Raw genomic sequence first — 23,785 nt, 5'->3', positions numbered from 1 at the left:
AGCCTGTCCCGGCTTCGGCACACGCTAGATGGCAATGGATGTCAAGACCACCTTCCGGCCATCCGATACGGGGATCCTTACCAAGAACTCAACTTCCGTCGCCTCGGCCTGCGCGGCTACGGCTCCCCGGGTGCGGCCGACTCGGACGGTGGGGAACCCGTCAGGTGTGGAAGGCGTCATCCGTGGTGAGCGGGGTCTGCCGACGACGAGACGAGGACGACGTATGAGTGACAAGGCCCGGATACTGTTCGAGGCGCTCGACCTCGACCGGAACGGGATCCTGACCCGCGAAGAGGTGATCGTCGCCCTGCGGACGAAGGGGCCCTCCTTGGCCGCGTCGGGCGTTCTGCCGGTGTGGGGAGTGCAGGACGCCGACGCCGCCTCCGCGCTGTTCGACGCGGCCGACCAGAACGGGGATGCCGTGCTCACCCTGGAGGAGTTCGCCGCGGAGGTGGACCGCCGGTTCGGCTGGAGCTGACACATCCACCTTGCGGGGCGCCGTATCGCCGCCCCGACAGGAGCAGTTGGCCACCGCGGGGCACCTCCGTCTTCTGCACCGCCGCTGCCGCAGCGGACTGCCGGCCGTGCCGAACAGGGGCCGAACCGGTGCGCTACATTTTGCCTCTCCTTGACCGCGATCATTCACGATCCCTCACGCTACGGAGTCGGCACCCACCATGAGCGACATCGTCAACGGACTCGGCCGAGCCACCGCCTACGGCGCCCTGGGCCTGGTCCTGCTGGTCCTGGGCATCGTCCTGGTCGACGTGCTGACGCCCGGAAAGCTCGGCCGGCAGATCTGGGAGCAGCGCAACCGCAACGCCGCCACGGTGCTCAGCTCCTCGCTGCTCGGTATCGGCGGGATCGTGTTCACCTCCATCTGGACGACGTACGAGGACTTCGGCAAGGGACTGGTGTCGACCGCGGCGTTCGGGCTGCTGGGGCTGGTGATGATGGCTGTGGCGTTCCTGGTGGTGGACCTGATCACGCCGGGACGCCTGGGCGCGACACTGGTCGAGCCGGAACCTCACCCCGCGGTCTGGGTGACGGCATCCTGCAACCTCGCTGTGTCCGCCGTCATCTCGGCTTCCATCGCCTGACACGGTCTCCCGACGAGCGGGACGGGATCGGGCCGGGGCGCCCTACGGACCGGAACTGATTCACGGCCCGAGCCGCTGGGTACCCGACGCCTCGGCGCGCGGGTCCGGGCACGCGTTCCGCTGTACGAAACCCAGCCGAGGACGGTATCGCGATGACCGAGTACGAACGTTCACGCACGATGCCCGCACAGCCCGAGCACGTCTTCGACCAGGCCGCCAATGTCGACCAGCTGGATGCCTGGCTGCCGGAGGCCCTGCACGTCGACGCCGGGGAGCCGCCCGCCGTCACCGTGCACGAGGACCGCACCGACGAGGACACCCCCGCCCTGTTGCGGGCGCAGCGCGACCAGATGCGGCTCGAATGGGGCACCCGCGACCGAGGCAGCTACACCGGCTGGCTCCAGGTCGCCGGCATCGGCAGCGGCGCCAGTGAGGTGACCGTGCACCTGTCGTTCTTCGACGACAGCCACGACCCGGGCGAGGAGGCCGTACGCGACGCCCTGGACACCAGCCTTCAGCGCCTGGAGGAGCAGGTGCGGCTACGGGTCGACAACGCGGCCGGCTGACCGGCGGCCCGCGCACGCCATGGCACGCGTCAAGCGGTACGCCGTCGCCGCCTCCGGACAGTGGACCGACGAGGAGGAGGGCCGCCGCCGCCTGCCCGCCGGGGAGGTCCACGCCTGGGAGCCGGGCCTGAACCAGACCGTCTGCGGGCTGTCCCTGAGCCGCTCCCAGCTGGTCCGCTTCCCGCACGTCACCTGGTCGGACACCTTCCCCGAGTCCGGCGGCGCGGCGGACCGGGTGCAGCGCCAGTGCCCGCGCTGCGCCTCGGTCGCCGGACGCCGCGGCGGTGACGCACGCCCACGGTGGCACCGCACCAACCCGCGACCGTGAGCGTCGGCGTGTCCGCTGCTCACAGACGGCCGAGACGACACCGGGCCGGAGACGGCCGCTCCGCACGTCACTCTCCGGCCCGACCAGCCGGTTGCGTGGGTGTTCGGGCGGTGGTTCCTGGCCCGGCCTCGGACACCGAGCGGCGTCACCAGGCCATCTCGTCGATCAGCGGGGTCACGTCCGGTTCCGGGGTGCGGCCCAGCGTCTGTTCGGCCCAGATCACCTTTCCGTTCGCGACGTAGCGTGTGCCCCACCGGTCCGCGAACTGCGAGACGAGGAACAGGCCGCGGCCTCCTTCGTCGGTGGTGGCGGCGCGCCGCAGCCGGGGTGAGGTGTTGCTGCCGTCCGAGACCTCGCAGACGAGGGTGCGGCCCAGCAGCATCCTGACCCGTACGGGCGGAGCGCCGTACCGGATCGCGTTGGTGAGCAGCTCGCTGAGGATGAGTTCCGTGGTGAAGGACGACTCCTGCAGCCCCCAGCCGTCCAGCCGGCGGCTCACGTCCGTACGGAGGCGGGAGACGGCCCTCGCGTCGAACGGCACGTCCCAGGCCGCGATGCGGGACGGATCGAGCAGGCGTGTCCGGGCGACCAGGAGCGCCACGTCGTCGCTCGGGTGCTCGGGCAGCATCGTGTCCATGAGGGCCCGGCAGGTCTCCTCCGGTGTCTGGCCCGGATGGGCGACAGCCGAGCGGAGCAGCTCCAGACCCTCGTCGATGTCGCGTCTGCGGTCCTCGATCAGACCGTCGGTGAACAGGACGAGCCGGCTGCCCTCGGGCAGGTCCAGCTCGCCGGCCTCGAAGGGATGCCCGCCCACTCCCAGGGGCGGCGACAAGGGCAGGTCGGGGAAGGTCACCCTGCCCCGGGGATCGACCACGGCCGGTGCGACGTGCCCGGCGCGGGAGAGGGTGCAGTGCCCGCCGACCGGGTCGTAGATGGCGTACAGGCAGGTGGCGCCCGTGACCGGCGCGGCGTCGCTGTGGGCGTTCGCGGTCTGGGTGTCCAGGAGTGTCACCATCTCGTCGAGACGGGCGAGCAGCTCGTCCGGGGGGAGGTCCAGCGACGAGAAGTTCAGCACCGCCGTCCGCAGCCTTCCCATGGTCACCGCGGCGTGCAGCCCGTGCCCCACGATGTCGCCGACGACCAGCGCCACCCGGAAGCCGGGCAGCGGGATGACGTCGAACCAGTCGCCGCCCACGCCGGCCTGCGCCGGCCGGTAGCGCCAGGCGATCTCCAGCGCGTCCTGCTCCGGAATGTCCCGGGGCAGCAGGCTGCGCTGCAGGGTGACGGCCATGGCGTGCTCGCGGGAGTACCGGCGTGCGTTGTCGATCGCGACGGCCGCCCGGGCCACCAGCTCCTCGGCGACCGCGACGTCCTCCTCCTCGAACGCGGGGGAGCCTGCGCCCCGCCAGAAGTTGGCCATGCCGAGGACCACGCCCCGTGCCCGCAGCGGCACCGTGATCAGCGAATGGATGCCGTAGTTCAGCGCCTGGCGTGCCCCCTGCGGATCGTGGGCCCGCCAGTCCTGTGCGGTGTGCAGGTTCGGCACCAGCACGGCCTTGCCGCCTTGCAGTGCCGCCACCATCGGTGTGTCGGCCACCACGAACTGAATCAGGTCTCCCACCGGCTGGAGCGGATGCCCGGTCTGGGACTCGCGCAGCGCGGTGCGCCGCATCCGGTTCACGGCGCCGGTGGGCTCCTCGCCGCGCAGCACGGAGTCGAGCAGTTCCACGGTGACGAAGTCCGCCATGCGCGGGACCGCCACCTCGGCGAGTTCCTCCGCGGTACGCCGCACGTCGAGCGTGGTGCCGATGCGCACCCCTGCCTCGTACAGGAGGGTCAGCCGGCCCCGCGCCACCTCGGCCTGGCCCGACAGGGCCCGCAGCTCCGTGGTGTCGCGGAAGGTGGCCACCAGGCCCTGCGCGCCGCCGTAGGGCTCGGTGAGCCGTGTGTTGACCGCCAGCAGCCGTTCACCGGCCGGGAGGACCTCGTCGGAGACGGCCTCGCCCGACACCAGCAGCCGCGTCAGACCGGGGGCCAGTCCCAGCTCTCTCACCGGCCGCTGGTCGGCGTCCTCCGGAAGGTCCAGGAGCCGGCGTGCCTCGTCGTTGGCGAGCAGCAGCCGCCCGTCGCCGCTGACGATCACCACCCCTTCGCGCACCGCGTGCAGCACGGCGTCGTGGTGCTCGAACATCCGGGTCATCTCGGCCGGTCCCAGACCGTGGGTCTGCCGGCGCAGCCGCCGGCTGACCATGGCCGTGCCCCCGGTCGCGAGCGCCAGCGCCGCCGCGGCCGAGCCCAGCATCACCGGCACCTGCTGGTTCAGCACGTGCCCCAGCGTCTCGAACTGGATCCCGGCGCTGACCATGCCGACCACGCGCCCGCTCTCGTCGGTCACGGGCGCCACCGCCCGCACGGCGTCGGTCGGCTCGCCGTGGAACGTCTCGGTGAAGCTCTCCCCCGCGGCGGCCCGGCCGACGCCCTCGGCCTTCGTGCCGATCAGCTCGGGCTCGGGGTCGGTCAGCCGCACCCCCTGCCTGTCCAGGACGGTGATGAAGTCGACGCCGGATGCCCGCCTGGCGTTCTCCGCCGGCGTCTGCAGCCGTGCCGTCGGGTCCGGCGACCGCAGCGCGTCCGCCGTGCCGGGCGCGTGCGCGAACGCCTCCGCCGCCGCCAGGGAACGGTTGACGGCGCCCCGCTCGCCGTCGTACCGCCCCTGTACGACCAGGGCGGCGACCGCCGCCGCGACGAGCACCAGCACGATGAGGACCTGCAGCAGAAAGACCTGCGCGGCGAGCGTACGGACGCTCAGGGACGGCGCGAGGCGGCGTCCGGGGGAACGCCACGACGGCGCACGGCGGGACGGGTCAGGGGACCGCCGTTCGCCGAACGACGGCGCCTGTCTCGCCCGGGACCGGAGGGAACGTCCGATCATGTCCCATTTCTAGCACTGCGCCTCCTTCGCGGGCGACCGGTATGCGTGCCGCCCCGGGCTTTGCCAGGGGTGAACCGGGCTTCCCCAGAGGTGACAGGGCTGATCCGTCCCGTGGGGGGTAACCGGCCTGAAGGAGGGACAAGCACGGTGCCTGAGGAAAGGAGTGCCATGCCAGGCATGCTGGAGCGCATCAAGCGGTTCGCCAGGAGCCCACAGGGGCGACGTACGGCCGGCCAGGCGCGGCGTGCCGCGGCCGACCCCCGGCGCCGGGCCCAGGCCCAGCGCCTGCTGGGCAGGCTCCGCGGCCGCCGCTGACCGCATCACCACACCACCTGCGCGGTCCGGCACACCCATATGGCCGGGCCGCGCAGTCACGCCCGGGTCGGGCATCCACTGCGTTCAGCAGCCGGAGGTCCAGGTGTGGGAGTCGCCGCGGTCGTTGGCGGTGGCGTTGTAGCCGACCTCCTGGCCGGGGTCAGGCAGACGGTGACGCCGCCGCCCTGCCATGCGCCGGCGTAGACCTTGACATGGTCCTTGACGCCCGGGCCGGAGATGCCGTGGTTGGCCCACGAGCTGTCCTGGTCGGCGATGTTGCTCTCCCACCAGCCGTCGTCACCGGTCCAGCCCACGGCCAGGCCGCCGAAGTCGGCGTCGGTGCAGGCGCAGAAGCTGCCGGAGGCACAGGGGGCGGCGGCCTGGGCCGTACCGGGGACGGTGGCCAGGGCGGCGCCGGCGGCGAGGAGCACGCCGGCCGCGGTGATGAAGGTCTTGCGCATGATGTCGGTCCTTCCGTGTGGAACGCGGTGCGGTGGGGCGACGAGTGGTCTCCGACGGGGGCGCACTCGCCGGACCCGGTGGCTGCCGGCCGGTCGGCCGGGGCTCCGGGAGTCTGGCTGTCGAGATGCGGTGGCGTGGGCTACCGCGGCACGCGGCGGCCGCCGACGTGCTGAGGTGTTGCCGGGCCGCCGGGTGTCTCGACCGGGGGCGTCTCAGAGGACGTGCCGGAGGGCGTGGCGCAGGGCGCGCTCGCGCATCCGCTGATGGTCGGCGATCCGGTCGGCGTACTCGGCGCGCAGGTCGGCCGCGTGGCGCTTCTCCAGCCGCGTGCCGGTGTCGGCGAGGTCCGTGCTGCGTACGCAGCGTGCCTCGGCCATGGCGAAGCGCCGCTGCAGAGCCGCCGCCCGACGCGGTTCGAGACCGCGGGCGCGGTCCTGGAACGCGCTGCGCAGCCGCCCGGGGTCCTCGGCCTTGTGGACCGGGGCGATGCAGCGCGCCCAGCGGGCGAGCGCGGCGCGGTAGGCGGGGTCCCGCATCACGCGGTGGTGAGCGGCGGCCTGGAGGTTGTTGACCGCGACCTCGGTGCGGAACCAGCGCGCCTGGTCGCCGTACAGGACGCGCTGTGCTTCGGCGAGGCAGCCGTCGCTGTGGGCCCTGACGAGGTGTCCGGTGGCGGTCCGGGTGGACAGTTCACGGCGTCCGGTGCCGAACAGCGCGTCGACCAGCCGCTGTCGCCGCTGCGCCGCCCGCTCGGCGGACCGCGGCGTCTGCTGTGCCTGTGGCGTGCGCTGCGGGGCCTGCCTCTGCGGAGACGTGCGGGCTTGGTCGGTGCGGGGCCGGTCTGTGGTGCCCGCGGCGCTGCCGAAGCCGTGCTCGGCGGCCCAGGCGGGGTCGTCGATCCCGTACGGGAACTCCCGCTGCCGCCCGGACGTGCCGTCCTGGGCGGCACCGCCGCCGGATCCGGTTCCGTGCGCCGAGTCGCGCGGCGGCGCCGGTGGCGGCGTCACCCCGCGGCCGGTCAGGCAACGCCGTACCAGCACGGATTCGGCGCTCTTGAGCAGGTCGTCCTGGGCACGGGAGGAGCGCGGTACGGGGCGCGGGTTTCCCGCATCGTTCTGACCCGCTTCCTGCGTGCAGCCCCCCACCAGGGTCGCCGCGCACATCCACAGCGCCACCGTGGAAACGAACCTCGAAGCCCCCACCATGGTCACCCCTCCGCCCCGTCCGGCCCCTGAGGCCGGATCAGCCGTCCTCCGACTCCCCCGTCGGCTCGACTCCCATGAGAGGGGAGCGGGAGAAGGCTGTGACCCTCGGACGTCATAGGGCCGGGCCGCAGCCGGCCCGGCCGCGCGCCTGGTCCTTTTCCTCAGTCGTCGAGCAGCCGCCACGCGGTCAGGGCGAGCCTGGCCCGTATCAGGCCGGTGGGCTCGGTGAGGTCGATGCCCAGGGCCTTTCCGGTCTGTTCGAGCCGGCGGGCGACGCTGCTGTGGTGCAGGTGGAGAAGGTCGGCGGCCCGGCGCAGGGAGCCGGTGGCGCAGTACGCGTCCAGCGTCTCCAGGTCTTGGGGGTTGCCGGCCATGCGGGCGATCGCGGCGACGTCGGCGTTGTCTCGCGCGGCGTTTGGGGGCGTCTCGGCCAGGAGCGCCAGCGCGCCCAGGTGGTCGTAGCCGATGACGGGTTCGCGGGGGGTGGTGAAGCGGAGGGCGGTGCGGGCTTGCTGCCAGGACCGGTCGGGGCTTTCGGCGGCGCCGATGCCCGCGCGTACGCCTGCCGGGAACCGGGCCGGGTCGACGGTGGTGGCCAGGATGACGCCCACGTCGGCGAGTGGTGCCGCCTTCACCGGGCGGGCCGGGCAGACCAGCCGGCCGACCTGGTCGAGGGGAAGCCGCGAGCGTACGGCGACGACGCGGACCGGCAGGTCGGCGGCGAAACCCAGGAGCCGTAACGCCCGGGCTCTGGCCGCCTCGTCGCTGTCCGGGCTGATCGCCAGTTCGACGAGGGCGGGGTCGGCCATGGTGGTGCGGGCCGGGCCGTACCGCTCGACGACCGCGGCGGCGGCGATGGCGAGCCGGTCCAGCAGCAGTTCGTCCAGCGGGCCGGGCGCGCCGGGGCGTTCCAGCCACACCGTGCCGATCTCCTCCTCGTCGAGGGTGATGGGCATCGTGGTGGACGCGGGCGGCGGCGGGGCGGAGGCCTGCCTGCCGTCGGACGAGACGCGGATCGTCCGGCCCGTGCCGTGGAGCCGGATCCCGGTCACGCACTCGGCCAGTCCCGCCGAGGCCCGGGCGAGCGCCGGGAGATCCACCCGGCGGCGCATGAGCGTGTCGTAGAACATGACGACGCGGATCGCGCCTTCGGCCTGGGAATCCAGGTGCGACAGCCGTGCGGCCAGTGCCTCCATGGCAGGAGGATAGGTGCTCCGTGGCGGACGGAGAGCGCCGATCGGTGCGTGATCCGGGCGAGTTGGCCGACGGTCGGCGGATGACCTCGCCGGGTGGCAGCCGTGAGGATGGCCGTCATGGATCCCGAACTGGAAGCATTCATCCCCTTGTTCCCCCGCGCCGACCTGACCGACCCGGTCACCGAGCGCAAGAACTTCACCGCGTTGGCCGCGGCGGTGCCGGCGCCGGACACCGCGGGACTGGAGATCGAGGACCGCACGGTGCCCGCCGATCCGGCCGTGCCGGTGCGGCTGTATCGCCCGCACCGGGCGCAGGGCGCCATCGTGTGGCTGCACGGCGGCGGATGGGTCATGGGTGACCTGGACACCGAGCACCCGTGGGCCGCCCGGCTCGCGGACGCCTCCGGCGCGACGGTGATCTCGGTGGGCTACCGCCTGGCCCCCGAGCACCCGTTCCCGGCCGCCCTGGACGACACCTACGCCGTACTGACCTGGGCGGCCGAGCACGCCGCCGAGCTCGGCATCGACCCGGAGCGGATCGCGGTCGGAGGTCACAGCGCCGGTGCGGGACTCGCGGCCGGGGTGGCGTTGCGGGCGCGCGACCAGCAGGGGCCGCCGATCCGCTTCCAGTTGCTCAACCAGCCGAGTTTGGACGACCGGCAGGAGACATGGTCGGCGCGGCACTTCACCGACACGCCCTGGATGAACCGCGACAAGATCGCCGCAGCGTGGCGGCACTACCTGGGCTCCCAGCCCGCCACGCCGTACGCCGCCCCGGCGCGGGCCGCCGACCTGTCCGGCCTGCCACCCACCTACCTCGCCACCGCCGAGTTCTGCCCGAACCGCGACGAAGACATCACCTACGCGCTGCGGCTGCTGCAGGCGGGCGTGTCGGTGGAGCTGCACCAGTGGCCCGGCACGTTCCACGGATCGCAGGCGATCCTGTCCGCCGAGGTGTCGCAGCGGCAGATCGCCGAACTCAGCTCAGCCCTGCGCCGTGCCCTGGCCGAGTGAGACGGTCACCGCCGGCCCAGCCGACCACCCCCGTGCCACGAACCTGACCGACGAAAGATCACCGAGATCACCACAGGAAGGACGTCCCGGCATGACAGTCACCCCGATCGATCTCTTCTCCTCCTTCCTCCACCTCCGGCAGGGCGGCCAAGTGCGCGCCGAACAGCCGGTGTTCGACCCCGAGCGGGACGGCTGGCAGCTGATGACCTTCCATGTGGAGACCGACGCCGACGTCCACGCCGACCACTGGGAGGTCCACCCCGACGCGGATGAAGTCGTCTCCTGTCTCACCGGCGGGATACGCCTCTGTCTCCGTCCGGAGCAGCCCGGAGACGCGGAGGAGGAGATCAAGCTGGCGGCGGGAACCGCGGTCATCGTGCCGCGCGGACGATGGCACCGCATCGCGCTGGACGCCCCCAGCGACATCATGTCGCTCACCCTGCCCCGCGGCAGCCGCCTGGAGAAGCGAGCCGACGCCTAGAAGGGCGGCGGGTCGTGGCGCCGGTGGAGGTACGAGACCGCCCCCTTCAGGAACGGGCGGTTCCTGAAGGGAGGAAGGCGACGACGGCGGCGGCGATGCACACCGCCAGGGGCACGGCGAAGGCGAAGTGCGCGCCCAGGGGGAGCAGGGCGGCGACGGCGAAACCGGCCAGGCCGTACCCGGCGCCGTTGGCGGCGTACAGGGCGGAGAACCCGGCGCTCCACGCCGACTCCGGCAGGTCCCGCTGCAGGGTCAGAGAGCGGGCGGTGAGCTGCGGCGCGGCGAACAGCCCCGCCGCCACGATGCTCACCGCGATGACCGGCAGGCTGGGCACCAGCGCCGCCGGCAGCAGTACCAGGCACAGGGCCGCCAGCAGCGCCGCCGCCTGGCGGTGGATCCTGCCCGGCCAGTGACGCAGCCCGTAGATCAGCCCGCCCACGACGCTGGTGATGGAGTAGCCGGTGAACAGGACCCCGGCGAGCGAGGCGGGGGAACCGGAGGCGTCCAGGACGGGTGGCACCGCGGTGTCCAGGACGCCGCCGGCGAAGCCGCCGACCAGGGCCAGTGCGAGGGAGGGCAGGGCCGCGCGCAGCAGGACCGGGCCCAGCGCCATTCCCGAACGCCGGGCGCCGTCGGCCCCGTCACCGTCGGACGGTGCCGCCGGCAGGCGCAGCGAGGCCAGTGCCGCGGCGGCGGCCAGCACGGCCATGGTGGCCACCGCCAGCCGGGGGTCGCCGACGGCGACCAGCACGGACACGCCGACCGGGGCCACGGTCCAGGCCAGCTCCAGCAGCGTGGTGTCCAGACTCATCGCCGGGTGCAGCAGCGGCGGGTCCATGGTGCGGGCGAGCAGCGCTCTGAGCTGTCCGGGCACTCCGGCCCCGATGCCGCCCGCCACGCCCGCCAGGATCACCAGGGCCGCGGCGGGCAGCACGCTGGCGGTGGCGGCCAGCAGGGTGTAGGCGGCGGCGCGGACGACCAGCGCCACCCGCACGTAGCGGTGGCCGCGCCACCGGTCGGCGAGCACGCCGAGCCACGGCGCCAGCGCGGCCTCGGTGATGGCGTGGGCGCCGGAGGCCAGTCCGCCGACGGTGAACGATCCCGTCTGATGGCCCAGCAGCACCAGCGCCAGCGGCGCCATCGCGTCGGGGATCCGGCTCAGCAGTGTGGTCAGCGCCCAGGGCCGCCACCAGGGCACCGACATCACCTGCCGGTATCCCGCCGGTCGTGCGGTCACCTCCGTGCCCAACAGGGCCCTCCCTTCCACGAACGCGGCCAGGGCCCGCACCGGCCCCCGTGGGCGCGTCGGGTTCCCCCGTGGACGTCCGTCATGGGTGCCTCACCGCGCGCAGCCGGGCGGCGAGCGCGCCGACCGTCGGGTGGCGGAACAACTCGGTCGGCGGCAGGTCCGGCGCCAGCGCGCTCATGGCGCGGATCGCCCGGAACGAGTCACCGCCCAGGGCGAAGAAGTCCGCGTCCGGCCCCGGCGGCGGGACCTGCAGCACCTCGGCCCACACCGCCGCCACCCGCTGCTCCTCCGGATCCGCGTGTCCGTCGTGCCTCCCGGGCTCCCCGTGCGCCGCGGTCCGCTCGGGGCGGATCCCGGGCGGGCCCGGAGGTGCCTGGGCCAGCCGCCGCCGGTCGACCTTGCCGTTGGGGCTGAGCGGGAGGCTGTCGGTGACGATCACGGTACCCGGCACCAGGGCCGCGGGCAGCCTGGCGGCCAGTTCCGCGCGGACCGCCTCGGGGCGCACCGTGTCCCCCGGGCGGGGGACGACGTACCCGACGAGTTGCCGGCCGGTGCGTCCGCCGGTCGCGACGGCGACGGCCTGCCGTACGCCGGGCACCTGCCGCAAGTGGTGCTCGATCTCCCCGAGTTCGACCCGGACCCCGCTGATCTTCACCTGGAAGTCGAGCCTGCCGAGGAGTTCCACGAGCCCGTCCGGGTGGTAGCGGGCCAGGTCGCCGGTGCGGTAGAGCCGCTCCTCGCCCACCGCGGGGTGGTGCCAGGTCCAGAACCGTTCGGCGGTCAGTTCCGGCCGGCCGGCGTATCCGCGGGCGAGCCCGGTCCCCGCGAGGTGCAGTTCGCCGGGCACACCGACGGGGACCGGCTGCCCGCCGGGGTCGAGGATGTACAGACGCTGGTTGGCCAGCGGACGGCCGTACGGCACGCTCGGCCAGTCGGGTGGGCCCGTGGGCGGGACCTCGTACAGCGTGGAGTGGATGGAGGATTCGGTGGCACCGCCCAGGGCGGCCACCCGCACCCGCGGGGCGAGTGCCCGCAGCCGGTCCGGCAGCGTGACGCCGATCCAGTCGCCGCCCAGCATCGCCAGCCGCAGTCCCGGCAGCCGCAGCCCGGTCCGCTCGGCGTGTTCGACGAACAGCTCGAGCAGAGCGGGCGCCGAGTTCCACACCGTGACGCCGTGGGCGCGCATCAGCTCCGCCCAGTGCGCCGGCCGCCGCACGCCTTCGGGGTCGGGCACCACGACGGTCCCGCCGGCGATCGTGACGCCCAGGAACTCGTACACGGACATGTCGAAGCCCGGCGAGGACAGGGCGAGGACCGCGTCGCCCGGGCCCACGCCGAAGCGGCCGTTGAGGTCGGTGAGGTTGTTGACCACGCCCCGGTGCCGCAGCTCGATGCCCTTGGGTTCGCCCGTGGTGCCGGAGGTGTGGATGACGTAGCACAGGTCGTCCGGTCCGGCGCGCCGCGGCAGGTCGTCGGCCGGTTCCGGCGGTTCGTCGCCGGTGTCGTCGACCAGGAGTACGCGGCCGGGCCCGTCGGGCAGCGCCGCGGCCGTGGCGGCGGAGGCCAGCACGGCGTCGCAGCGGCCGTCGCGGCGCAGGAGGGCGAGCCGCTCGGCCGGGTAGTCGGGGTCCATCGGCAGATAGCAGCCGCCGGCCTTGAGCACGGCCAGCACGGACACCAGCAGGTCGGCGGAGCGCGGCAGGGCGATGCCGATGACGGACCCGGGAGCCGCGCCGAGGCCGACCAGCCGGCGGGCGAGCCGGTTGGCGCGCCGGTTGAGCGCGGCGAAGGTGGTGGGCCTGCCGCCCTCCCACACGGCCACCGCCTCCGGCTGGGCGGCGGCCCGGTCCTGGAAGTGCTCGTGCAGGCAGCGGTCGTGCGGCAGATCGGCGGCCGTACGGTTCCACTCCCCCAGCATCAGCCGCTCCTCGGCCGCGGTGAGCAGGGGCAGGCCGGCCACCGGGGTGTCCGGTGCGGCGGCCGCGGCGGCCGCCAGCACACCGAGGTGGCCCGCGAGCCGCCCGGCCGCGTCCGGCGACAGCGCACCGGGGGGCGCGAGGAGCCGGGCAGCGGTTTCCGGCCCGTCGGCGGCGGTGACGGCGAGGGTGAGCCGGCCGGGGTCGGCGGCGGCATCGAGGTCCGGCCCCCGGCAGGCCGTCACCCGGACCGGCAGCAGGCCGGTGCCCGGACCGGGCTCGCCGGGGCCGCCGCCGGCCGGAGCGCCGCCCGGGTCCCGCGGGGCGCACAGGGCGGCGCGCACCTGCGTCAGCAGCTGCCGGAACGTCGGGTTCCCGGTGAGGTCCACGGGCACGGCGGCCGGCCGGGCCTGAGGTCCCGCGGGCAGCACGGGCAGCACGAAGCCGTCGGCGCCGGCGTGGCGGGCCAGCACCACCGCGCAGACCGCCGTGGCCTCGGCCAGCCCCGGGACTCCCGTGCCGTCCGGCGCCGGCCGCAGCCACTGGGCCGGCAGGCGCACGGGGTGCACCGAGGCGGTGCCGGAGCCCGGCGGGCCGGCGGCGGTCGCCGGTTCGCGGGCCACCGGGAGCAGCAGTGGTTGCATGGTGACGTCCCTTCTCAGCGGGCAGCGGGGTACAGGGGCACGGGGAAGCGGTCGCACAGCTCCCGCACGGCGGCACGCACTCGGTCGCGGACCGCCGGATCGAGCCGGTGGCTCCCGCCGTGCCGCGCGCGCAGGCCGCGTACGACGGTGTCGACCAGGTCGGCGCAGACGGCCATGTCGGACGGGCCCATGCCGCGCTGGGCGAGGATGTTGGTGCCCAGCCGCAGCCCGCTGGTGACCAGGGGCGGCCGGGTGTCGCCCGGGACGCGGTTGCGGTTGGCGAGGATCCCGCAGTCCTGCAGGGCCTCCTCGGCGGCGGCTCCGGTCACCGTGCCGCCGGACAGGTCGAGCAGCACCATGTGGTTGTCGGTGCCGCCGCTGACCAGCCGGTGGCCGCGCGCCGACAGGGCGTCGGCCAGGGCGCGCGCGTTCGCCTTGATCCGGTGGGCCAGCGCGGTGAACCGCGGCTGTGCGGCCAGGCCCAGAGCCCGCGCCTTGGCGGCGATGGCGGCCGCGTCGGGGGTGCCCTGGGTCCGCGGGAAGACGCCCCGCTGGATGCGCTCGGCCAGCGGCGTACGGCCGGCCGCGCCCGGTGCCGTGTCCGCCGCCGCTCCGAGCAGGATGAGGCCGCCGCGTGGTCCGGCGAGTTGTTTGTAGGTGCTCGTGGTGGTGACGTGGGCGATGTCGACGGGACTCGGGTGGGCCCCGGCCGCCACCAGGCCCGCGATGTGTGAGATGTCCGCGAGCAGGTAGGCGTCCACCTCGTCGGCGACGGCCCGGAAGGCGGCGTAGTCCCAGGTGCGGGGGTAGGCGCTGGCTCCGGCCACGATGACCTTGGGCCGGTGCCTGCGGGCCAGGTCGGCGACCTGCTCCAGGTCGACGCGGCCGTCGGCGCCCAGGCCGTAGTGCACCGCGTGGAAGCAGCGGCCGGTCACCGAGGCGGGCGCGCCGTGGGTGAGATGGCCGCCGGCGTCGAGGTCGAGGCCGAGCAGGGTGTCCCCGGGGCGCATCAGGGTGAACAGCACGCTCAGGTTCGCCGAGGAGCACGAATGCGGCTGGACGTTGGCGTACCGGGCGCCGAACAGCGCCGCCGCCCGGTCGGTGGCGAGCCGTTCGACCTGGTCGAACCAGCGGCTGCCCGGGTGGTAGCGGGCGCCGGGGTAGCCCTCGGCGGTGACGTTGGACAGCGCGCTGCCCGCCGCCGCCAGGACGGACGGGTGGGCGAGGCTGGCGTAGGCGACCATGGCGAGGTTCTCCTGCTGGTACCGGGCTTCGGCGTCCAGCAGGCCGGCCAGTGCGGGGTCGTCGTCCGGCAGGGTGCCAAGGCCCCGGTCGAGGAGCCGGCGGTGGGCGCCCGGGGCGGTGACGGGGGGTGCCGTGGAGGTGGGACGGGTGGGAGACGGGCTTTTGATGGTCATGGCTGGTTTCCCGGGTGGTCATGGGGGCGGCGGTACGGGGAGTCGCGGACGTGGGGCAACGGGCGGACGGCGGACGCCGCCCCGGTGGCCAAAGGACGTCAGGGGCCGGGTCGTGGCGCGCCGGTGCCCGGCCCGGCCGCGGTGCGGAGGGCCTCCTGGTGCCAGCGGTCCGCCAGCGAGGTGAGCCGGTCCGCCCAGAGGGATCGGGAGGGTGCCTGCAGGACACCGTGCACGGGGCCGTGACCGTCGTCGTACAGCTCCAGCAGCACCTCCGCCTGCGGGGCGGACGGTGGTACGGGAACCGTGCGGACGGTGACCGGCCCGGCGTCGTGGGGGTGGCGCGGCCAGTTCTGCAGCAGGAACGTCGCCTGGTACAGCGGCATGCGCCGGCCGCGTCCGGCGCCCGCCGCCCGGACGATGTCCTCCAGCGGGAGCCCGGCGTGCAGGACGCAGTCCACGACCGCCTGCCACAGCCGCGGCACGCAGTCGGGGGCGAGCGGGTCACGGACCGGGACGGGCACCATGGTGAACAGGCAGCCCACCTCCTGCTCCGTACCGGCGCGGCGGTCGGCGACCGCGGTGCCGACGGCGAAGTCCCGTACCCCGGCCAGCGCCGACAAGGCACGCGCGTACGCCGCGAGCAGGACGGCGAACGGCGTGGCGGCGACGGACCTGGCCCGCTCGCGCAGCGTCGCCGCTTCGGCGGCCCCGAGCCGGACCGGCCGCTGCACGAGCGTGTCCCGCAGCAGGTCGCGCCGGGTCAGGCCGCGGCCGCCGTCCGGCAGGTCGGCGAGGCCTGCCAGGGCCTGCTGCCAGTACGCCTCGTGCTCGGTGCGCCGGGCCGGGGCCAGGGGCTGCGCCCGGTGGCGAGGGGCCGGGGCGGGCCGGGGCCGCTCGCCGGCGAGGGCCTGGGCGTAGGCGTGGGCCAGATCGGCGGCGAGCACCTCACCGGACGCACCGTCGAACGCGATGTGGTGCACGGCCAGGTACAGGTCGGCACCGTCCGGGAGGGGCACGACGGCCCAGCGCAGCAGGTCGGCCCGGGTCGCGTCCGGCGCGGGCCCGGCGCGCAGGAGGCGTATCGCCTCGCCGGGCGCGGTCCCCGGCGGCAGCACCAGCGGATCGTGCTCCACGGGCCGGTCGACCACCTGCGCGAGAAGCGTCCCGCCCCGCACCGTGTAGGCGGTCCGCAGGCCCTCGTGGCGCTCGCGCACCGCGCGCAGTGCCACCGCCAGAGCGGGCAGGTCCACCGGCCCGGTGAGGCGGAACCGGCCGAACGTCAGGGCGGCGGCCGGATGACCGGCGGTGTGCTGCAGCGCCCAGAACCGGCGCTCGGTCGCGGTCGCGGGCTCCCCCGCCGGCTCCCCCGGCGGCGGCGCCGACGACGGCGCTCGAGGTGTGGGGAGCGGACCGGATCGCTCGGCGCCGGGGTGGGGTCCGGCCCGTCGGCCGGCCTGCGGACCGGGCGGTTGCGCGGGTACGGCTGTGCCTGCTCGGGTTTCTTCGGCGGGGCGGGGTGTCGTGACAGCCGGGCGGGCGGTGTCCGGTGTGGTGTGTCCGGTCCCGGGCGGCGTGGGCGCCGTGGACGCGTCACGCATGGCGGGGCTCCCGGAGTGCCGCGGCGATGCCTGCCGGTGTGGACGCCTCGAACAGCACGGCCAGCGGGAGGTCTTCGCCGAGCCGCTTGCGGAGCCGGTTGACGAGGCGGGCGGCCTGCAGGGAGCTGCCGCCGAGGTCGAAGAAGTCGTCGTCGGGGCCGACCGAGGGGCGGCGCAGCACCTCGCGGAAGACGTCCACGACGGCCCGGGTCGCCTCGTCGTCCGGCGCGTCGGGGCCGGCGGCCTCGTCCTCGCCGCCAAACTCCGGTGCCGGCAGGGCCGAGCGGTCGGTCTTCCCGGTCGGGCCGAGCGGCAGCGCGTCGAGGACCACGAGGTGCGCCGGGACCAGCTGGGCGGGTGCCCGCTCGGCCAGTTCCCGTCGCAGGGCGCGCGGATCCACACCGTCCGGCCCGGGTACGACGTAGCCGACCAGGACGCTGCCGTCCCCGCCGGGGTCGTCGACCGTAGCGGCCGCCGCCGCCCGCACTCCGGGCAGCGCCAGGAGCTGCGCCTCGACGTCGCCCAGTTCGATCCGGTGGCCCCGGATCTTGACCTGGTCGTCCTGCCTGCCGAGGAACTCCAGGGCACCGTCGGGACGGCGGCGCACCACGTCTCCGGTGAGGTACATGCGGGAGCCGGGCCGGAAGGGATTGGCCGGGAAGCAGCGGGCCGTCAGTTCCTCATCGCGGTGGTAGCCGAGGGCGAGCTGGTCACCGGCCACCGCCAGCTGTCCCGGCCGGCCGTCGGGAACGGGCCGCAGAGCGTCGTCCAGTACGTACAGCTCGGTGCGGTCCAACGGGAAGCCGATCGGCACCTCCTGGCCGGGCGGCAGCGGACGGCAGGTCCAGCAGGTGGCGTCGATGGCGTACTCGGTCGGCCCGTACATGTTGTGCAGGCGCGCCGTCGCGTGCCGCAGGAAGCGGTCGTGCAGGGGGCGGTCCAGGCGCTCGCCGCCGCAGAACACCTCACGCAGGTGCGGGCACGACCGCAACCCCTCGTCCTCGTCCAGCAGGGCGCGCAGCAGCGACGGCACCAGCGCCAGGGTGGTGACCCGCTCACGGGCGAGCAGACGCACCAGCTCGGCCGGGTCCCGCTGTCCGTCGTCGTCCGCGACGACGACCCGGGCGCCGGCGGCCAGCGGCGGGAAGATCTCCTGCAGGGAGATGTCGAAGCCCAGGGAGGTGCGGTGCAGGACGCTGTCGCCCGGCCCGCTGGGGAAGGCGGCCGTCTCCCACACGACGCGGGAGCGGATGGCGCCGTGCGGCACCACGACACCCTTGGGCCGTCCCGTGGAGCCCGAGGTGTGGATGACGTAGGCGGGCGACTGGGGGGAGAGCCCGGCCCCGGCGGTGCGCGTGTGCCTGCCCGGATCCGGTGTGGCGGGTATCGAGCCGAGCGCCACCAGGGGGACGTCCGCACCCAGCAGCCGGGTGGTCTTCTCGCGGTCGGCGGCGAGGACGAGCCGCGGGCGGGCGTCGTCGAGCACCGCCCGCAGGCGCTCGGCGGGGTAGCCGGGGTCCAGGGGCACGTACGCGGCACCGGCGTTGAGGACGCCGAGGACGGCGACCAGCGCGTCGGCGCTGCGGTTGAGCGCGACGCCGACGAGGGTGCCCGGACCGCAGCCGGCGTCGGCCAGCCAGTCGGCCGTGGCGTCGGCCCGGTCCTGGAGCTGCCGGTAGGTCAGCGTGGTACCGCTGTCGGTGACGGCGGGCGCGTGCGGGGTGCGCCGGCTCTGGTCACGGACCAGGTCGTGCAGGAGGCCGTACGGCTCCGGCCGTACGGGAGGCAGGCCAGGTGAGGGGTGGGTGAGGCTGGTCATCGGTCACGTCCTTGGGGAAGCGGCTCGTACGGGTGGGGCGCCGGCCGGGCGAGCGCGGTGTGGAACAACGCGCGGCGGTACAGGAGCTGCGCCGGGGACTGTTCGGTGAGTCCTTGGGCGCCGTGCAGGTGGAGCGCGCACCAGGTGGCGTCCAGGGCCAGGTCGGAGGTGTGCCGGACGAGGTCCGCCACCCGTTCGGCGAACGGGCGCTTGTCCGCGTCGTTGGCGTTGCTGGCGTCGTTGGCGTTGCTGGCGCCGTTGGCGTTGCTTGCGCCGTCGTCGAGACGGGCGCGGTGGTCGGCGAGCGCGGCCGTGCAGCGCGTGAGCAGGCGGGCCGCGTGCAGGCGGGCGGTGAGGGCGGCCAGTGGAAAGGCGACCGCCTGGTGGCGTCCGATCGGTGTGCCGAACTGCCGGCGGTCGTGGGCGCGCCGGACCGCGGCGTCCACGGCGGCCTCGGCGAGCCCGCACAGGTAGCCGGCGCGCCGGATGCCGTCGAGGTCGGCGAGCGCCGGAGTGCCGTCGCCGATTCCGGCACTGTCCCGGATGAGCGGGTCGCCGGTGGCGATGTGCTGGGCGGCGGTCTGGGCGGGCAGGTCGAGGCGGTGGCGGGGTTCGGCGTGCAGTCCGGCGTGCGGCCGCCAGGACGCCGCGTGCAGCGGCACGAGCGCGAACCGCTCGCCACCGCCGGGGATCCTGGGCAGCCGCAGCAGCGCCGCGGTGGCGGGCAGTCCGCTGACGAAGTCGCGGTGCCGCGGCGGCGGGGCTTCCTCGGCTCGTTCGTCCGGCCCGGGGCACAGGCTCACGGCCAGTCCGGCCCGCCCGGCCAGCAGGTCGCGCAGGGCGTCGGCCGCGGGTCCCTCGCCGGCGGCGGCGAGTGCTTCAGCAGCGGCGGTCAGGTCGAGCAGGGTGCCGTCGCGTCCGGCCCGGCCGGTCTCCTCCGCGACGAGCACGGCTTCCAGCTGGCCCAGTGCGTGGCCGCCGCGCGCCGCGGGCACGGTCAGTCCGGCCCAGCGGGGCACGGCCGAGGCGACCGCGCCCTGCGACGTGGCCAGGAGCTGCCGGAACTCGGCCACCAGTTCCCGCTGTGCGGCGGTGGGCTCAGTCAGCATCGCCGGCCTCCAGTCCGAGTTCACCGGCGATCACCTGGAGCATCATTTCGGAGGTACCCGCCGAAAGGCTCAGCCCCGGTGCCTCGCGGTCCAGCAGCAGTGCGCTCGGGTCGGGCGGCGCGCCGGGGTCGTCGACCGTCAGCAGGTCGTGCGGCGAGGACAGCTCCCGGCCCAGCGGCCAGACCTCCCGCATCAGCTCGCTGTTGAACCACTTGGACTGCGCGGCCTCCGCGGGGTCGAGATCGCCGTCCTGGAGCCGGCCGGCCATGGACCAGGCCAGCAGGCGTCCGGCCTCGGCCGCGGTGCACAGCCGGCGCAGCCGGCCGGCGAGGGCGGCGCCCTGCCCGCCGCGTGCCGCCCGCCGCCGGAGCCACTCCAGGTGGGCCCGCACCCGTGCGCTGTAGTCCATGCCGACCCGTTCGACGGCCAGACCCTCGGTGATGACCAGCCATCCCTCGTCGATGCCGCCGACGGCATCGTCCGGACCGACCCGTACCCCGTCGAGGACGACCTCGTGGAACGGCTCGTGGTTGACGCCGGCGACGGGGCGGACGGTGACGCCGGGAGAGCGCAGGCCGACCGTGAACAAGGTGATGCCGAGCAGCGGCTGCGGATGCCGCGAGGTGCGGGCCGCGACGATCGCCAGGTCGCAGTGGGCCGTCTTGACGCTGTGCACCTTGGTGCCGTGCAGCTCCCAGCCGTCGTCGCGGGGCCGCGCCGTGGTGGTCAGCGACGCCAGGTCGGAGCCGGCGTCCGGCTCGCTGTACAGCACGGCGGCGAGGACCTCACCGCGGGCCATCGGGGGCAGCAGGCGGGTCCGCTGTCGTTCGTCACCGCACAGCAGCAGGCACCGGCCCGCGTTGCGGACGCTGTTGACGTGGGCGCTGTCGGGGATGCCGTGGGCGGCGAGTTCCTCGGTGAGGATGCTTGCCGTCGCCGCGTCCAGCCCGGCACCGCCCAGTTCGGGCGGCCAGTCGGGGGCGAGCCAGCCGCGGCGGCCGAGCAGGCGGTAGGCGGGACGGGGGTCGGGATCGTCCGGGTGGTCCCGGCTGCCCTCGCGCAGGGCGCGGCGCATCGGCTCCCCGGCCAGCAGCTCGCGCAGTCGGTCACGGAAGGCCACGTGTTCGGGGCTGAGCAGGAAGTCCACGGTCACGCTCCCGTGAGGGCACGGTCCACCGCGGCGGCGACGGCGGCGGCCGGTGCCGCGCCCATGAGGCCGAAGTGGTCGGTGGGCAGGCACAGACGGTGCACGGGGCCGGCAAGGTGGGGCAGCCAGGCGTCACCGCGCCCGCCCGCACCGCCGGCCGGTTCGGTGTCCACCACGAGCGCCGGGCCCGGGTGGGGGCGGACCGGGCGGTGACCGGTCAGGCTGCGGGCGTGCCGGCGAAAGGCCGCGAAGCGCCGGTACGTCTCCTCCTCGTCGGCGTCCGGATCGACGGCCGCCATCTCGCGCACCGCCGCGCCGAGGGGATCCGCGGCGAGCCCGGCGCGGGCCTCGGCGTCGGACACGCCGCTCATCCGGCGCACCTCGTAGAGGAACTGCCGGGCCAGCGTGTCGTCGTCGAGCGGGCCGGTCGAGCTGCCCGGTGGCGTCGCGTCGAGCAGGACGAGCAGGTCCACGGTGCGGCCCTGCGCGGCCAGTCGTCCGGCCGTCTCGAACGCCGCCGCGCCGCCGAACGACCAGCCGCCGACCAGGCAGGGACCGCGCGTGTCGGCGGCGATCCACCCGGCGTAGCGCTCGGCCAGCTCGGACAGTTCGTCGGGCGCCGGACGCCCGGACAGCAGAGGTGAGGCGATGCCGCGCACCGGATGGCGGGCGGCCAGCGCCCGGGCCAGCGGCAGGTAGCACAGCAGGCTGCCGCCGACCGGATGGACGAGGTAGACCGGCGCCGCGCCCGGGGGCCCGGGCAGCAGCGCGGTGATCGCGTCCACGTCGTGGGCGGTGTCGCCGGTGTCCGCGGGGTGCGGACCGTCCGGGACGGGGACGGAGGGTGCGGGACGGCCACGGCGTGCCGCCGAGGCGGCAGCGGCCGACCCGGAGGCCGGGACCTCACGGGGGTGGTTCGCGTGGGTCTCCCGGATCATGCCGGAACTCCCTTCGAGGATGTCGGGCCGGAGGAGTCCAGAGGAGCGGCGCGCCACCGGACGGGGTGCGACAGCAGCCGGCCGACGGCCGCCAGCACCGCGTCGGCCTGCGGTGCGGGCACCGTGGCGGCGTCCGTGCGCAGCACCAGGCGCAGGGAACCGTCACCGACCCGGGCCTCCAGGTCGAGGGGGTACTGCACGGAGCCCGGCTCGACGTGGACCGCCTCGCTGACACAGCCCCGCAGCGGCAGCGCCGGTGGTTGCTCGTGCCGTACGTCGATGACGGCCTGGTACGGCGACTCCAGTACGGCGGTGCCGGCGGCGCGGGCCAGGGCGGCGGCCGGCACCGCGCGGTGCCGTAGGGCCTCCAGGCTGCGTTCCCGGACCTGCCGCAGCAGTGCTGTGCGGTCCCGCCCGGCCGGCTGCACACGCAGCGGGAGCAGCGTGACGAGGCAGTCGACGAGGTCCGCTTCGCCCGGGCCGCGCAGCGACACGGGTGTGCCGAGGATGACGTCGTCCCGGCCGAAGACCTCGCCGAGGGCCGCGGCGTACGCGGCGGTGAGGACCATGTGCGGGGTCGCGCCGGCCGCGCGGGCCGTCTGCCGCAGCGCACACACGGCTGCGGCACCGCGTCGCAGCTCCCTGACGCGGGCGGGCCGGCCGGTGGGTGGCACCCGCCCGGCCGGAGCGGGCAGCAGGGGCGGGGGCGGTGCGGCGAGCCGGTCCGCCCAGTAGGCGGCCGACCGCGCGTCGTCGCCGTCGCGGGAGGCGGGCGCCTGCGCCGGTGCTGGGGCGCGATCCCGCCCGGTGGCAGACGCGGGAGTGGCGCGGACACCGTCCGGTGATGTCTCGGCACGGTAGGCGTCGGCCAGGTCCCGGCAGAAGACGACGGCCGAGACGCCGTCCATGGCGATGTGGTGGAAGCAGAAGGCGGCCAGCGTCGTCCCGTCCTGGCCCGGACGGCTGATGCCCGCGCGCACCGGCGGCTCCGTCTCCAGGTCGAAGGGGCGGCGGTGGAAGGCGGCCAGCTCCCGGTCCGAGCCGGTGCCGAGGTCGTGCCAGCACGGGGTGCCCGGCGGCGGCTGGACGCGGCGCACCGGACCGTCGGGGCCGTCGCCGGGATGCAGGGAGCGCAGCGCGGGGTGACGGGACGTCACGCGGGCCAGTGCCCGGGCCAGCGCCGCGCGGTCCAGCGGGCCCGAGATCCGGAAGGCGCGCAGGACATGGAGGTCGGCGTCGCCCGGCCGCATCTGGTGGGCGAGCCACAGGCCGAGCTGGGCGTCGGTGAGCGGGCGGAGCAGGGGCTGGTCGGCAGCCGGTGCTGCCGGATCGCGCAGGGTCATGTCGCTGTCCTGACGTTCGCGCGTGGAAGGGGGGCCGACGGGGTGTCCGGGCGGGCGGGCCACGGGGCCACGGTGATGCCGTGCGCGGTGATGCCGTGCGCAGCGGGCCCGCCGTGGCGGCCGGGCCCGCCGTCCGGTCCGTCAGTGACGGGGCTTCACCGCTTCTACGAGCAGGTGATAGCCGAGGTGATTGAAGGGCGGGGTGTCGCAGAGGGTCCGCTCGAAGGACTGCACCGCCAGAGCCACGGCAGGGTCGCTGAGCACCTCGTCGGCCAGCCACACCGCCAGGGGCGAGTTGCCCCGCAGCTGCGTGACCACCATGCCCTCGGTGGCGAACAGGGCGTTGAGGTCCTGCGGGCTGAAGCTGTACCAGGGGGCGGTGTACTCCTCGCCGGTGCGGGTGCGGGTGAAGACGAGTTCCTTGGCGGTGACGTCGGTGACGTCCACGGACGCGAACCGGTCGCCCTTGAACAGCCGCTCGATCAGGCTGTTCTTGACGCCGAGCAGCATCCGCCCGCCGGGCCGCAGCACCCGCCGGACCTCGGCGAAGACCTTCGGCCGGTCCTGCAGGGGGATGTGCATCAGGGCCAGCATGCTGGTGACGACGTCGAAGGACTCGTCGGGGAAGGGCAGTGCCGCCATGTCACCCTCGCGCAGTTCGGCGTGCAGCCCGCGCGCGGCGAGCTTGCCGCCGAGCACGTCGAGCATGGCCCGGGACAGGTCCAGGCCCGTCACCTGGGCGCCGCGCTCGGCCATCGGCACGGTGAACCGTCCGGTGCCGCAGCCCATGTCCAGGACCCGCTGACCGGCTTTCACCTTGTTGAGCAGGAAGCTCCGCTCCGCCGCGGTGAACATGTCGTCGGAGGGGCCGGCGCCCGGTATGCGCTCGTCGTACTCCTCGGCGACGCGCTGGTACACCGAGCGGACGGTGTCCTTGACCTCGGCGGCCTCGCGCGGCGGCGCGGTGGTGTCGGCGCTCAGGTTCTGGTCGTAGGTGGTCATGGT

The 23,785-nt window shown here is 75.0% G+C and carries 20 protein-coding genes and 1 pseudogene; 7 read left to right on the top strand and 14 right to left on the bottom strand.

What is annotated here, in order from left to right; translation table 11 throughout:
- Positions 1-223: 223 nt before the first annotated feature.
- From ACYVMZ_RS26990 to ACYVMZ_RS26975, 4 genes are all read left to right on the top strand, one after another.
- On the top strand, positions 224-478 hold the full coding sequence (locus tag ACYVMZ_RS26990) for an EF-hand domain-containing protein (protein ID WP_461084048.1): 255 nt from the start codon (positions 224-226) through the stop codon (positions 476-478).
- 199 nt (positions 479-677) lie between these two features.
- A complete protein-coding gene (locus tag ACYVMZ_RS26985; protein ID WP_461084046.1) occupies positions 678-1,100 on the top strand; it encodes a DUF350 domain-containing protein in 423 nt (140 codons plus the stop codon).
- Between the two features lie 152 nt (positions 1,101-1,252).
- The gene (locus ACYVMZ_RS26980) at positions 1,253-1,666 is read left to right on the top strand and encodes an SRPBCC family protein (RefSeq protein ID WP_461084044.1); all 414 of its coding nucleotides are present in this window, start codon (positions 1,253-1,255) and stop codon (positions 1,664-1,666) included.
- A 19-nt stretch (positions 1,667-1,685) separates the two neighbouring features.
- Entirely contained in the window at positions 1,686-1,994 is a 309-nt protein-coding gene (locus ACYVMZ_RS26975; protein ID WP_461084042.1) for a hypothetical protein, read from the top strand.
- 145 nt (positions 1,995-2,139) lie between these two features.
- Here the strand turns inward: ACYVMZ_RS26975 and ACYVMZ_RS26970 are convergent, their stop codons facing one another.
- Complete coding sequence (locus tag ACYVMZ_RS26970) at positions 2,140-4,926, bottom strand: SpoIIE family protein phosphatase (protein WP_461084040.1); 2,787 nt, start codon at positions 4,924-4,926, stop codon at positions 2,140-2,142.
- 168 nt (positions 4,927-5,094) lie between these two features.
- Here ACYVMZ_RS26970 and ACYVMZ_RS26965 point away from each other — a divergent pair, with 168 nt between their 5' ends.
- A complete protein-coding gene (locus ACYVMZ_RS26965) occupies positions 5,095-5,241 on the top strand; it encodes a hypothetical protein (protein WP_461084038.1) in 147 nt (48 codons plus the stop codon).
- An 84-nt stretch (positions 5,242-5,325) separates the two neighbouring features.
- On the opposite strand, the pseudogene ACYVMZ_RS26960 reads toward ACYVMZ_RS26965, so the two are convergent.
- The 3 genes and pseudogenes from ACYVMZ_RS26960 to ACYVMZ_RS26950 form a co-directional block, all read right to left on the bottom strand.
- Positions 5,326-5,702 (bottom strand): annotated as a pseudogene (locus ACYVMZ_RS26960) (peptidase inhibitor family I36 protein).
- A 213-nt stretch (positions 5,703-5,915) separates the two neighbouring features.
- Entirely contained in the window at positions 5,916-6,908 is a 993-nt protein-coding gene (locus ACYVMZ_RS26955) for a hypothetical protein (protein WP_461084036.1), read from the bottom strand.
- Between the two features lie 161 nt (positions 6,909-7,069).
- Complete coding sequence (locus tag ACYVMZ_RS26950; protein ID WP_461084034.1) at positions 7,070-8,104, bottom strand: PucR family transcriptional regulator; 1,035 nt, start codon at positions 8,102-8,104, stop codon at positions 7,070-7,072.
- Between the two features lie 117 nt (positions 8,105-8,221).
- On the opposite strand from ACYVMZ_RS26950, the gene ACYVMZ_RS26945 reads away from it, so the two are divergent.
- Positions 8,222-9,118 carry an alpha/beta hydrolase gene (locus ACYVMZ_RS26945; protein ID WP_461084032.1) on the top strand — a complete coding sequence of 299 codons (897 nt, stop codon included), beginning with the start codon at positions 8,222-8,224 and terminating at the stop codon, positions 9,116-9,118.
- A gap of 91 nt (positions 9,119-9,209) precedes the next feature.
- Positions 9,210-9,599 carry a cupin domain-containing protein gene (locus ACYVMZ_RS26940; protein WP_461084030.1) on the top strand — a complete coding sequence of 130 codons (390 nt, stop codon included), beginning with the start codon at positions 9,210-9,212 and terminating at the stop codon, positions 9,597-9,599.
- Between the two features lie 46 nt (positions 9,600-9,645).
- Here ACYVMZ_RS26940 and ACYVMZ_RS26935 read toward each other — a convergent pair whose 3' ends face one another.
- The 10 genes from ACYVMZ_RS26935 to ACYVMZ_RS26890 form a co-directional block, all read right to left on the bottom strand.
- The gene (locus tag ACYVMZ_RS26935) at positions 9,646-10,848 is read right to left on the bottom strand and encodes an MFS transporter (protein ID WP_461084028.1); all 1,203 of its coding nucleotides are present in this window, start codon (positions 10,846-10,848) and stop codon (positions 9,646-9,648) included.
- A gap of 79 nt (positions 10,849-10,927) precedes the next feature.
- Positions 10,928-13,408 carry a non-ribosomal peptide synthetase gene (locus ACYVMZ_RS26930; RefSeq protein WP_461084026.1) on the bottom strand — a complete coding sequence of 827 codons (2,481 nt, stop codon included), beginning with the start codon at positions 13,406-13,408 and terminating at the stop codon, positions 10,928-10,930.
- A 14-nt stretch (positions 13,409-13,422) separates the two neighbouring features.
- Positions 13,423-14,826 (bottom strand): serine hydroxymethyltransferase, encoded by a 1,404-nt coding sequence (locus ACYVMZ_RS26925; RefSeq protein ID WP_461084025.1) that lies wholly within the window; start codon positions 14,824-14,826, stop codon positions 13,423-13,425.
- A gap of 98 nt (positions 14,827-14,924) precedes the next feature.
- Positions 14,925-16,424 (bottom strand): condensation domain-containing protein, encoded by a 1,500-nt coding sequence (locus ACYVMZ_RS26920; protein ID WP_461084023.1) that lies wholly within the window; start codon positions 16,422-16,424, stop codon positions 14,925-14,927.
- Positions 16,417-18,243, bottom strand: a complete 1,827-nt coding sequence (locus tag ACYVMZ_RS26915) for a non-ribosomal peptide synthetase (RefSeq protein ID WP_461084021.1) — start codon at positions 18,241-18,243, stop codon at positions 16,417-16,419. The genes ACYVMZ_RS26920 and ACYVMZ_RS26915 overlap by 8 nt, the downstream gene beginning before the upstream one ends.
- Positions 18,240-19,352 (bottom strand): acyl-CoA dehydrogenase family protein, encoded by a 1,113-nt coding sequence (locus ACYVMZ_RS26910; protein WP_461084019.1) that lies wholly within the window; start codon positions 19,350-19,352, stop codon positions 18,240-18,242. The genes ACYVMZ_RS26915 and ACYVMZ_RS26910 overlap by 4 nt, the downstream gene beginning before the upstream one ends.
- Positions 19,342-20,499 (bottom strand): acyl-CoA dehydrogenase family protein, encoded by a 1,158-nt coding sequence (locus ACYVMZ_RS26905; RefSeq protein ID WP_461084017.1) that lies wholly within the window; start codon positions 20,497-20,499, stop codon positions 19,342-19,344. The genes ACYVMZ_RS26910 and ACYVMZ_RS26905 overlap by 11 nt, the downstream gene beginning before the upstream one ends.
- Positions 20,500-20,501: 2 nt before the next feature.
- Positions 20,502-21,437, bottom strand: coding sequence for a thioesterase domain-containing protein (locus ACYVMZ_RS26900; protein ID WP_461084015.1), 936 nt, complete (start codon positions 21,435-21,437; stop codon positions 20,502-20,504).
- Positions 21,434-22,780: a condensation domain-containing protein gene (locus ACYVMZ_RS26895; protein WP_461084013.1), complete on the bottom strand. Its 1,347-nt coding sequence runs from the start codon at positions 22,778-22,780 to the stop codon at positions 21,434-21,436. Before ACYVMZ_RS26895 ends, ACYVMZ_RS26900 begins: the two co-directional genes overlap by 4 nt.
- A 141-nt stretch (positions 22,781-22,921) precedes the next feature.
- Positions 22,922-23,782, bottom strand: a complete 861-nt coding sequence (locus ACYVMZ_RS26890; protein WP_461084011.1) for a class I SAM-dependent methyltransferase — start codon at positions 23,780-23,782, stop codon at positions 22,922-22,924.
- Positions 23,783-23,785 lie beyond the last annotated feature (3 nt).

The sequence above is a fragment of the Streptomyces deserti genome, assembly GCF_054782695.1.
This window is presented reverse-complemented; position numbering and strand designations above follow the sequence as displayed.

What these genes read in the sequence shown, in the direction of transcription:
- ACYVMZ_RS26990 (WP_461084048.1), top strand. Translation starts at nt 224, where the DNA reads ATGAGTGACAAGGCCCGGATACTGTTCGAGGCGCTCGACCTCGACCGG.
- ACYVMZ_RS26985 (WP_461084046.1), top strand. Translation starts at nt 678, where the DNA reads ATGAGCGACATCGTCAACGGACTCGGCCGAGCCACCGCCTACGGCGCC.
- ACYVMZ_RS26980 (WP_461084044.1), top strand. Translation starts at nt 1,253, where the DNA reads ATGACCGAGTACGAACGTTCACGCACGATGCCCGCACAGCCCGAGCAC.
- ACYVMZ_RS26975 (WP_461084042.1), top strand. Translation starts at nt 1,686, where the DNA reads ATGGCACGCGTCAAGCGGTACGCCGTCGCCGCCTCCGGACAGTGGACC.
- ACYVMZ_RS26970 (WP_461084040.1), bottom strand. Translation starts at nt 4,926, where the DNA reads ATGATCGGACGTTCCCTCCGGTCCCGGGCGAGACAGGCGCCGTCGTTC.
- ACYVMZ_RS26965 (WP_461084038.1), top strand. Translation starts at nt 5,095, where the DNA reads ATGCCAGGCATGCTGGAGCGCATCAAGCGGTTCGCCAGGAGCCCACAG.
- ACYVMZ_RS26955 (WP_461084036.1), bottom strand. Translation starts at nt 6,908, where the DNA reads ATGGTGGGGGCTTCGAGGTTCGTTTCCACGGTGGCGCTGTGGATGTGC.
- ACYVMZ_RS26950 (WP_461084034.1), bottom strand. Translation starts at nt 8,104, where the DNA reads ATGGAGGCACTGGCCGCACGGCTGTCGCACCTGGATTCCCAGGCCGAA.
- ACYVMZ_RS26945 (WP_461084032.1), top strand. Translation starts at nt 8,222, where the DNA reads ATGGATCCCGAACTGGAAGCATTCATCCCCTTGTTCCCCCGCGCCGAC.
- ACYVMZ_RS26940 (WP_461084030.1), top strand. Translation starts at nt 9,210, where the DNA reads ATGACAGTCACCCCGATCGATCTCTTCTCCTCCTTCCTCCACCTCCGG.
- ACYVMZ_RS26930 (WP_461084026.1), bottom strand. Translation starts at nt 13,408, where the DNA reads ATGCAACCACTGCTGCTCCCGGTGGCCCGCGAACCGGCGACCGCCGCC.
- ACYVMZ_RS26925 (WP_461084025.1), bottom strand. Translation starts at nt 14,826, where the DNA reads ATGACCATCAAAAGCCCGTCTCCCACCCGTCCCACCTCCACGGCACCC.
- ACYVMZ_RS26920 (WP_461084023.1), bottom strand. Translation starts at nt 16,424, where the DNA reads ATGCGTGACGCGTCCACGGCGCCCACGCCGCCCGGGACCGGACACACC.
- ACYVMZ_RS26915 (WP_461084021.1), bottom strand. Translation starts at nt 18,243, where the DNA reads ATGACCAGCCTCACCCACCCCTCACCTGGCCTGCCTCCCGTACGGCCG.
- ACYVMZ_RS26910 (WP_461084019.1), bottom strand. Translation starts at nt 19,352, where the DNA reads ATGCTGACTGAGCCCACCGCCGCACAGCGGGAACTGGTGGCCGAGTTC.
- ACYVMZ_RS26900 (WP_461084015.1), bottom strand. Translation starts at nt 21,437, where the DNA reads ATGATCCGGGAGACCCACGCGAACCACCCCCGTGAGGTCCCGGCCTCC.
- ACYVMZ_RS26895 (WP_461084013.1), bottom strand. Translation starts at nt 22,780, where the DNA reads ATGACCCTGCGCGATCCGGCAGCACCGGCTGCCGACCAGCCCCTGCTC.
- ACYVMZ_RS26890 (WP_461084011.1), bottom strand. Translation starts at nt 23,782, where the DNA reads ATGACCACCTACGACCAGAACCTGAGCGCCGACACCACCGCGCCGCCG.